The organism is Gemmatimonadota bacterium (assembly GCA_039715185.1).
Lineage (GTDB): Bacteria > Gemmatimonadota > Gemmatimonadetes > Longimicrobiales > RSA9 > DATHRK01.
Window position 1 is genome coordinate 1 of sequence record JBDLIA010000115.1, and the last position, 8,484, is coordinate 8,484.

Annotated in this window: 7 protein-coding genes; all 7 read left to right on the plus strand. The window is 69.6% G+C overall.

Annotated elements, in window-relative coordinates; genetic code table 11:
* Positions 1-114 precede the first annotated feature (114 nt).
* The 7 genes from ileS (at position 115) to ABFS34_15005 (ending at position 8,387) form a co-directional block, all read left to right on the plus strand.
* Positions 115-3,264, plus strand: a complete 3,150-nt coding sequence (gene ileS, locus ABFS34_14975) for an isoleucine--tRNA ligase (GenBank protein MEN8376728.1) — start codon at positions 115-117, stop codon at positions 3,262-3,264.
* A gap of 11 nt (positions 3,265-3,275) precedes the next feature.
* Positions 3,276-3,836, plus strand: a complete 561-nt coding sequence (gene lspA, locus ABFS34_14980) for a signal peptidase II (GenBank protein ID MEN8376729.1) — start codon at positions 3,276-3,278, stop codon at positions 3,834-3,836.
* Positions 3,833-4,792 (plus strand): RluA family pseudouridine synthase, encoded by a 960-nt coding sequence (locus ABFS34_14985; protein MEN8376730.1) that lies wholly within the window; start codon positions 3,833-3,835, stop codon positions 4,790-4,792. The genes lspA and ABFS34_14985 overlap by 4 nt, the downstream gene beginning before the upstream one ends.
* A 37-nt stretch (positions 4,793-4,829) precedes the next feature.
* Positions 4,830-5,339: a chemotaxis protein CheW gene (locus ABFS34_14990; GenBank protein ID MEN8376731.1), complete on the plus strand. Its 510-nt coding sequence runs from the start codon at positions 4,830-4,832 to the stop codon at positions 5,337-5,339.
* 134 nt (positions 5,340-5,473) lie between these two features.
* Complete coding sequence (locus ABFS34_14995; protein MEN8376732.1) at positions 5,474-5,836, plus strand: response regulator; 363 nt, start codon at positions 5,474-5,476, stop codon at positions 5,834-5,836.
* 50 nt (positions 5,837-5,886) lie between these two features.
* Complete coding sequence (locus ABFS34_15000; GenBank protein MEN8376733.1) at positions 5,887-7,758, plus strand: chemotaxis protein CheA; 1,872 nt, start codon at positions 5,887-5,889, stop codon at positions 7,756-7,758.
* A 29-nt stretch (positions 7,759-7,787) separates the two neighbouring features.
* Complete coding sequence (locus tag ABFS34_15005) at positions 7,788-8,387, plus strand: chemotaxis protein CheC (GenBank protein ID MEN8376734.1); 600 nt, start codon at positions 7,788-7,790, stop codon at positions 8,385-8,387.
* Positions 8,388-8,484: the final 97 nt, after the last annotated feature.

Genomic DNA, 8,484 nt, shown 5'->3' on the forward strand with positions numbered 1-8,484 from the left:
GTCGGTGGGGCGAGGTGCCGAGCGCCCGCGGCGCGCCTCCGTGCGGCCGCCGCGGGCGTTCGTCGCGTCCAGGCGGCTGAACGACAACGCGCGACTGCGCAGATGCGATAGCCCATGAATTTTCCGGAGTTTCCGCCCGACGCGAGGGGCCTGGAGGAGGCCCTGCTCGAGCAGTGGCGGTCCGAGGAGCTCTTCTACAAGACGCTCGAGGCGACCCGCGCTGGCGAGCCGTTCGTTTTCTGGGAGGGGCCCCCGACCGCGAACGGCCGGCCCGGGCTCCACCACGTGTTCTCGCGCACGCTCAAGGACGTGGTGTGCCGGTTCCGCGCCGCGCAGGGTCGGCAGGTAACCCGGATCGCGGGCTGGGACACGCACGGCCTGCCGGTCGAGATCGAGGCGGAGAAGAAGCTGGGCGTGAGCGGCAAGCGCGCGATCGAGGAACTAGGCGTAGCGGCGTTCAACAAGGCATGCCGCGACAGCGTATTCACGTACAAGGAGGACTGGGAACGCCTGTCGGAGCGGATCGCCTACTGGCTCGACTACCGGCGGCCCTACGTGACTTTTTCGCACGACTACATCGAGAGCGTGTGGTCGCTGCTCGCCGAGCTGCACGGGAACGGCTTCCTTTACAGGGGGCACAAGAGCGTGCCGTACTGCCCGCGCTGCGGCACGGTGCTCAGCTCGCACGAGGTGGCGCTCGGCTACGAGGACGTGGCCGATCCGTCCCTGTATTTCACGGCGCCGCTGCTCGACGCCGACGGTTCGCCCGACCCGGAGGGGAGGGCCTTCGTCGTGTGGACCACCACGCCGTGGACGCTACCGGCGAACGCCGCGCTCGCGGTGCATCCGGACCTGGCCTACGCCGAGGTTCGTCACGGGGACGCGCGCCTGCTGCTCGCCGAGGAGCGGGTGCAGGCGCTGTTCGGGGAGGAGGCCGAGGTGGTGCGCCGCTGGCCCGCGTCCGAGTTGATCGGGCGGCGTTACGACAGGCCCTTCGACCTGCTGGCCGATGACGGTGAGTCGGAAGCCGCCTGGACGGTGGTGGCCGAGGATTTCGTCAGCGCCGACGACGGCAGCGGTTTGGTGCACATCGCCCCCGCGTTCGGGGCCGACGACTACGCTTCGGGACAGCGCCACGGGCTGCCGATGCTGCGTCCGATCGACGACGCCGGGCGTTTCGAGGAGGGCGTCAGGATGGTCGGCGGGGCGTTCGTGAAGGACGCCGACGAGCCCCTGTTGGAGGACCTACGGGCGCGCGGGCGGGTGTTCAGGTACTCGCTGGAAGAGCACACCTACCCGCACTGCTGGCGCTGCTCGACCCCGCTGCTCTACATGGCTCGCGATTCGTGGTTCCTCGAGACCACGCGCGTTCGCGACGACATGGTCGCCCACAACGAGGCGGTGAACTGGTACCCGCCCGAGGTGGGCACGGGCCGCTTCGGCGAGTGGCTCTCGGGCAACGTCGATTGGGCGCTTTCCCGCGATCGCTACTGGGGGACGCCCCTGCCGGTGTGGGTTTGCGACGCCGACGAGGGCCACGTCGAGGTGATCGGGTCGTACGCGGCGCTGGCCGAGCGCGCGGGTCCGCTGGGCGACGACTTCGACCCGCACAAGCCGGGCATCGACGCCCTGCAGTGGGGGTGCGCGCGCTGCGCGGGCGTAATGCGCCGCGTGCCCGAGGTGATCGACGTCTGGTTCGACAGCGGCGCCATGCCGTACGCCCAGTGGCACTGGCCCCACGAGAACGACGCCGACTTCGAGGCCCATTTCCCCGCCGACTACATCTGCGAGGGGATCGACCAGACCCGCGGGTGGTTCTACTCGCTGATGGCTATCGCCACCATGCTGGGGCGCGGGCCGGCGTACCGGAACGTGATCGTCAACGGGCTTCTGCTGGACGCCGACGGGCAGAAGATGTCCAAGTCGAAGGGCAACGTCGTCGACCCGTGGGATCCGATCGGGGAGTACGGCGCGGACGCCGTGCGCTGGTACTTCCTGGCGGCCAGCCAACCGTGGAGCGCGAAGCGCTTCGACAAGGCCGTGCTCGGAGAATCCTTCCGCCGCACCTTCGACACGCTCGCCAACACGTACCGGATCCTCCAGCTCTACGCCAACCTGGAGGGATGGGCACCGTCCGACGCCGACCCCGCCCTGCTCGACCGGGGTGCGCTGGACCGTTGGATGCTTTCGCGTCTCGCGTCGGCGACCGAAAAGGTCACGGCGGCGCTGGAGGCGTACGATCTGACCGGAGCCGCGCGGGCGATCGGGGACCTGGTGGTGGACGACGTGTCGAACTGGTACGTGCGCCGGAGCCGGGATCGGTTCTGGGGCAGCGCCGACGCCCTGGATACGCGCGCCGCCTTCCGAACGCTCTTCGAGACCCTCGTCGGGGTGAGTCGATTGCTGGCTCCCTTCACACCCTTCGTGGCCGACTGGCTCCACCGGGCCCTCAACGGCGGCGAGACCGTCCACCTGGCCGGCTGGCCGGCGCCGGCGGGCTCGGACGCCGCGCTCGAGGCGGAGATGGATGCGGCCCGGACGCTGTCCAGCCTGGGCCGCGCCGCCAGGGAGAGCATCCAGGTTCGCGTCCGCCAGCCGCTGCGCGCGGTGCACGTGACCCTGCCCAAGGGCGTCGCGTTGCGTGAAGAGGTCACCGACCTCCTGCGCGCCGAGCTCAACGTCAAGGAGGTGCACCCCGTCGATGACGCCACGGACTTCGTGACGCTCGCGGCGAAACCGGACTTCCGCGCGCTGGGGCCGCGCTTCGGCAAGCGCACGAATGACGTAGCGGGTGCCGCGAGGTCGGCATCGGCCGAGGCGCTCGCCGGATTTCGCGAGAGCGGCGAGCTGGTCGTCGAGCTGGACGGCGAGAGCGTCACGCTCGGCGCCGCCGAGGTGGAGCTCCAGCAGCACGCGCGCGAGGGGTTCGCGGTGGAGACCGACGGCGTGCTCACCGCGGCGCTGGATCCGACCCTGGACGAGAAGCTGGAGCTGGAAGGTCTCGCGCGGGAATTGGTCAGCCGGATCCAGAGGCTGCGCAAGGAATCCGGCCTGGAGGTCCAGCACCGCATCGATCTCAGCGTGCGCGCAGAAGGTCGAGTTGCGCGATCCGTCCAGGCGCACCGCGCGTTCATCATGGATGAAACGCTCGCCGTGAGTCTGGGGGAAGAGGACCTCGTTCCGGGGGACCAACCGGCGGGGAGCGTGCAACTGGAGTTGGATGGCGACGCCGTCATGATCGGCCTCGTCGTTTCGGTACGATGAAGGAGGAGGCCGTGGAGCGCGACACGGTGGCGGACGGTACGCGCGGGACGGACCACGGGCGCGCCACGCCCGCGACTCCCGCCGAGCGTGGGAGGATGACCGCCCGTTGCGCCTCCATCGCGGCCGCGATCGCGTTGGTGGACTGGGTCTCCAAGGCGCTGATTCAGCGCTTCATGGACCCCTACCAGCAGGTGGACGTGATCGGCGAGTACGTGCGGCTCACATACATCTTCAATCCGGGCGCGGCGTTCGGAATCCACCTCGGGGACGCCTCCCGGCTCGTCTTTCTCCTGCTTTCCGTGACCGCGCTGGTGGCGCTCGTGACGATGTTCCACCTCACGCCGGCCCACAACAGCCGCCGGCTGACGGCCATCGCGCTCATCGTCGGAGGCGCGGTCGGCAACCTCCTGGACCGGGTGCGGCACGCCCACGGGGTGGTCGATTTCCTGGACGTCGGCATCGGCGGCGTGCGCTGGCCCGTATTCAACGTGGCCGACGTGGCCGTAACCGCGGGCGCGGTGCTCCTCGCGATGACGCTGTGGCGCGACGATCGGTCGGGGGAAGTCGGGTGACCTCCGACACGCGGCGCTGGCGCGTGGAAGAGGAGCCCGGCCAGGATCGCCTGGACGCCTACCTGGCGGCGCGAGTCACCGAGCTGTCGCGCTCAGGGGCCGCGCGGCTCCTGGAACAGGGGCACGTGCTCGTCGACGGTGCCCCCGGCCGCAAGAGCGACACGCCTCGGCCCGGCAGCGAGCTGTTGCTGCACCTGCCCGCACCCGAGCCGTCGCACATCGCGCCCGAGGATTTGCCTCTGACCATCCTCTACGAGGACGAAGACCTGGCCGTGATCGAAAAGGCGGCGGGGATGGTCGTCCACCCCGCCCCCGGCCATCGGTCCGGGACCCTGGTCAACGCGCTGCTGTTTCACATGAAGGATCTGTCGGGGATCGGCGGCGTGCTCAGGCCGGGGATCGTCCATCGCCTGGACCGCGACACGTCCGGGCTCATGCTCGTCGCCAAGACCGATGACGCGCACCGGGCTCTGTCGGACGCGCTGAAGCGGCGGGAAGTCCGGCGCCGTTACCTGGCCGCCGCCTGGGGCCACGTGGATCGAGAGGAGTGGGACGTCGACGCGCCCATCGGCCGGGCGCGCACCGACCGCAAGAGAATGGCGGTCATGGAGGGCGGCAGGCGGGCGCGCACTCGCTTCACGCTGCTGGAGCGATGGCGGGCCGCGGATCTGCTGCGCGCGGAGCTGGACACCGGCCGGACTCACCAGATCCGGGTACACCTCCGGTACGTCGGGCATCCCGTCGTGGGGGACCGGGTTTACGGAGACGGCTGGGAGCGCGGCTTCGGGGGCGCGGATCGCGGCTGGGCGCAGGAGTTGGCGAAGCGAACCCGGCGCCAGTTTCTGCACGCGGCGGAACTCGAATTCGCGCACCCCCGCGGGGGCCGCCATTTATCCTTCTCATCGGCACTCCCGAAGGATCTGGACGCGGTGGCCGAGTGGGCCCGAGAGAGTTGACCCCGCGCGCGCGCGGGGGATACTTTTGCCTCGGTCCATGAGCGCCAACAGCCCGGCTTCGATGACGTTCTCGGCATCCCGGGAGACGCCCCGTTGGGTCGTCTTTCGGTGCGCCCGGCACCGGTTCGCGTTTCTGGTGGGGCAGATTCGCGAGATCATCGACGCGCGGCCTATGGCGCGGCTTCCCGGCTGCGGCCCGGAAGTGTGTGGCCTGGCGAACCTGCGGGGACGAATCGTCACCGTATTCGATTTTGGCGCGGTGCTCTCGCTGGACCCATCGGTTCAGCGTCCCGAGCACCAGTTGCTGGTGGTCGAAGGCGCGGATAGACAGGCCGCGTTTGCGGTGGAGGAGGTGCTGGCGGTGGTGCGCGCGGCGACCCACGGACTATCCGTGAGCGTCGAAGACCTGAAGGTCCTGGACGCCTACCAAGAGGGACTTCTCGGGGTTGGAGATTGGGGGGGAAGCCCGTTTCTGGCGCTCGACGCGGAGAGCGTGTTGGAACGGCTTTGGGTGGAGGAGGATCCCCCCAGCGCACCCACTCCGTGATCGCACGAAGGCAGCCCGCTCCACCTGGGCGGTAGGCGCTGCGTCTATAGAAATACTCGCCGGCTCATGGTGGCGTGGTGGGCGACCGGGGCGATCGACTGGATCGCCCGGGAAGTGGGAGAATTGGGGGGTACATGGGCAAGACGGTTCTGATCTGTGACGATGCGCTGTTCATGCGCACGATGCTCGGCAACATCCTCAAGCAGGCCGGATTCGAGGTCGTCGGCGAGGCCGAGAACGGTCTGGAAGCAGTGGACCGGTACCGCGAGTTGCGTCCCGACCTCGTCACGATGGACATCGTGATGCCGGACAAGGGGGGCATCGACGCGGTCCGGGACATCGTACAGGAGCATCCCGAGGCCAGGATTCTCATGTGCAGCGCCATGGGCCAGCAAGGGCTCGTCGTGGAGGCGATTCAGGCCGGGGCCAAGGACTTCGTGGTCAAGCCGTTTCAGCCTTCGCGCGTCCTGGAGGCCGTGCAACGCGTTCTGGGCTGATGCGCCGCCGCCTGAGTTCGGAGGATCGCGGCGCTCCCGGCGCGTGACCCGTGGACACCAGCCGCTACGTCGAGCTTTTCCTCTCGGAAAGCAGGGAGCACCTCGGTGTCCTGGCGCGCAGCCTTCTCGGCATCGAGCAGGGAGGGGGAGCGGAACCCGTCGAGGAGGCGTTCCGCGCGGCGCATACCCTGAAGGGCATGGCCGCGGCGATGGGCTACGCCGAAGTCGCCAACGAGGCCCACGCCCTCGAGGATCGCCTGGAGTCCATCCGCAGCGGGCAGATCGCCGTCGACCCCGCCCTCATCGACGAGCTGCTCGCCGTGTCCGATCGTCTCCACGCGGCGCTCGAGCGCTCGACGCCCGAGCCCGAGCCGAGTCCCCGGACGCCGGCCCAGGCTACCGATGCCGAGCGGGAAGCTCCGCCCGATGGTCCGTCGCAAGGCGACGAGCTATCGGGCCTGCTGAGCGATGAGGACCTGCCCGGGATCGACGCAGCGGTCTCTCCGGCCGCGCGCATCCTGATCGAGCCGTCGGCGCCGCTGAAGGCCGCGCGCGCCACCATCATCTGCCACGCGGTGGAAAAGCTGTCCCGCATCGTGGGCTGCGAGCCGGCGGCCTTCGATGAGGCCTTCGACGGCAACTTCCGCCTGGTGTTCCCGCCGGACGCTGACGTCACGTCACTGGACCGCGCCATCAGGGAGGGCGGCGAGGTAAAGGCGATTTCGTGGGAGACCGCCCAGCGCATCAACCGACAGGCCGGGCCAGGCCGCAAGTCGGCGCCCGCCAAGGGGTCGGCGATCCGCCAGGTGAGGGTCGATCAAGCCCATCTCGACAGCATCGCCGACTCGGTCGGAGAACTCGGGATCCTGCGCGCCGAGTTGGCGAATCTCGCCGCGTCCGATTCGCCTGTCGAGCGCGTTTCCGAGGAGATGGCGCGGCTTATCGATGACCTGGGGCACGCCATCCTCGGGGTCCGCATGATCCCCGTTCGCCAGGTCTTCGAGCGCTTCCCCAGGGTGGTCCGGGACGCGGCCCGGGGCAGCGGCAAGCTCGTCCGGCTGACGCTGGAGGGCACCGACATACAGCTCGACCGCGCGATCCTGGAGGAAATCGGAGATCCTCTGCTGCACCTGCTCCGCAACGCGGTGGATCACGGCATCGAAGCCCCCGACGTGCGGCGCGCGGTCGGCAAGCCGGAGCAGGGCAGCCTGACGCTGCGGGCCTTTCGGGAGAGGGCCTCCGTGCTGATCGAGGTGGAGGATGACGGCAAGGGGATCTCGCGTGCCGCCGTTGTGGAGCGTGCCAGAGGCGAAGGCCTGGTGGCGCCGGGGGTCGAGGGCCTGAACGACGATGAGCTGCTGCGGGTGCTGGCGCGTCCGGGATTCACCACTCGCGCGCTCGTGTCGGAGTTGTCGGGCCGCGGCGTGGGGCTGGACGTGGCGCTGAGCCGGGTGCGGGCGCTGGGCGGTGCCGCGACGCTCTGGACGGAGGAGGGCAAGGGTTCGCGCTTCCAGTTGCGTTTGCCCATTAGCCTGGCACTGGCGCCCGCGTTGCGCGTGCAGGCCGGCGGCGAGGACTACGTCATCCCTCTCAATCACGTCGAGGAGGTGGTGGAGCTGGGCGACGCCGTCGGTCGCCAGAACGGCCGCGAAGTGCTGCAGTTGCGAGGGCAGGTGGTGCCGCTGGTCAGGCTCGGCGATGCGTTGTCGTGCGGCGGCGAGCGCGGGGCCGAGCGGTCGGCGGTCATCGCCGGAGCGGGCGAAGGCCGCACCGCGATCGCGGTCGATCGCCTGATCGGGCGCGAACAGATGGTGGTGAAGCGGTTCGAGGGACCGGTCGGTACGCTGCCCTACTTCGCGGGCGTGACATTGCTCGGGGACGGGCGCCCGGCCTTGGTCCTGGACCCGACGAGCGTATTCTAATCGGGGGAACGGGGGTGAGTGAGGTGACCATGCATGACTTGGGGGCGATCCAGCTCGACGCGCTGCGGGAGGTGGCCAACATCGGCGCCGGACACGCGGCGACGGCGCTCTCTCAACTGACCAATCGGCGCGTCCTGGTCGAGGTGCCCACCGTCCGCGTGGGGGTGGCGGCCCGGGCGAGCGACGACGCCGGGCAGGACTACGCCACGGTGCGCATGCAGGTCCTCGGGGACGTCACCGGCGAAACCCTGCAGGTATTCCCCCAAGCCACCGCGCGCCGGATCGCGGGGATCCTCACCGGCGCGACGGGCGGATCGGTCGCCAGCTTCGGCGACATGGAGCGCTCGGCGCTGATCGAGGCCGGCAACATCGTCGCCGGCGCCTACCTGAACGCGCTCTCGGATTTCATGGGCATGCTGCTGCTGATGTCCGTGCCGACGATGAGCCTCGGACAGATGCCGTTCCCGGGTACCGACGACGTGGCGGAAAGCGGGGCCGCCACGGCGCTCGTGCTGGACACCCGGTTCCGCATGGACGGGGAGGAGGGCGAGGAGCTCGACGGGCAGTTCATTCTGGTCCCCGACGGCCCCTCCATCCGGGCCATGCTGGAGTCCATCAACGTCGCGTGATCTAGTGTACCGTTGCAGAAGTCCCGTAGGCATTCGGCGCGCGCTGCATCCCGCGGATGCGGCGTTGGAACTCCTTGCCGTAGCGACGGCTACGGCG

Coding starts and splice junctions, on each gene's coding strand:
- ileS (MEN8376728.1), top strand. CDS start 115: ATGAATTTTCCGGAGTTTCCGCCCGACGCGAGGGGCCTGGAGGAGGCC.
- ABFS34_14990 (MEN8376731.1), top strand. CDS start 4,830: ATGAGCGCCAACAGCCCGGCTTCGATGACGTTCTCGGCATCCCGGGAG.
- ABFS34_14995 (MEN8376732.1), top strand. CDS start 5,474: ATGGGCAAGACGGTTCTGATCTGTGACGATGCGCTGTTCATGCGCACG.
- ABFS34_15005 (MEN8376734.1), top strand. CDS start 7,788: ATGCATGACTTGGGGGCGATCCAGCTCGACGCGCTGCGGGAGGTGGCC.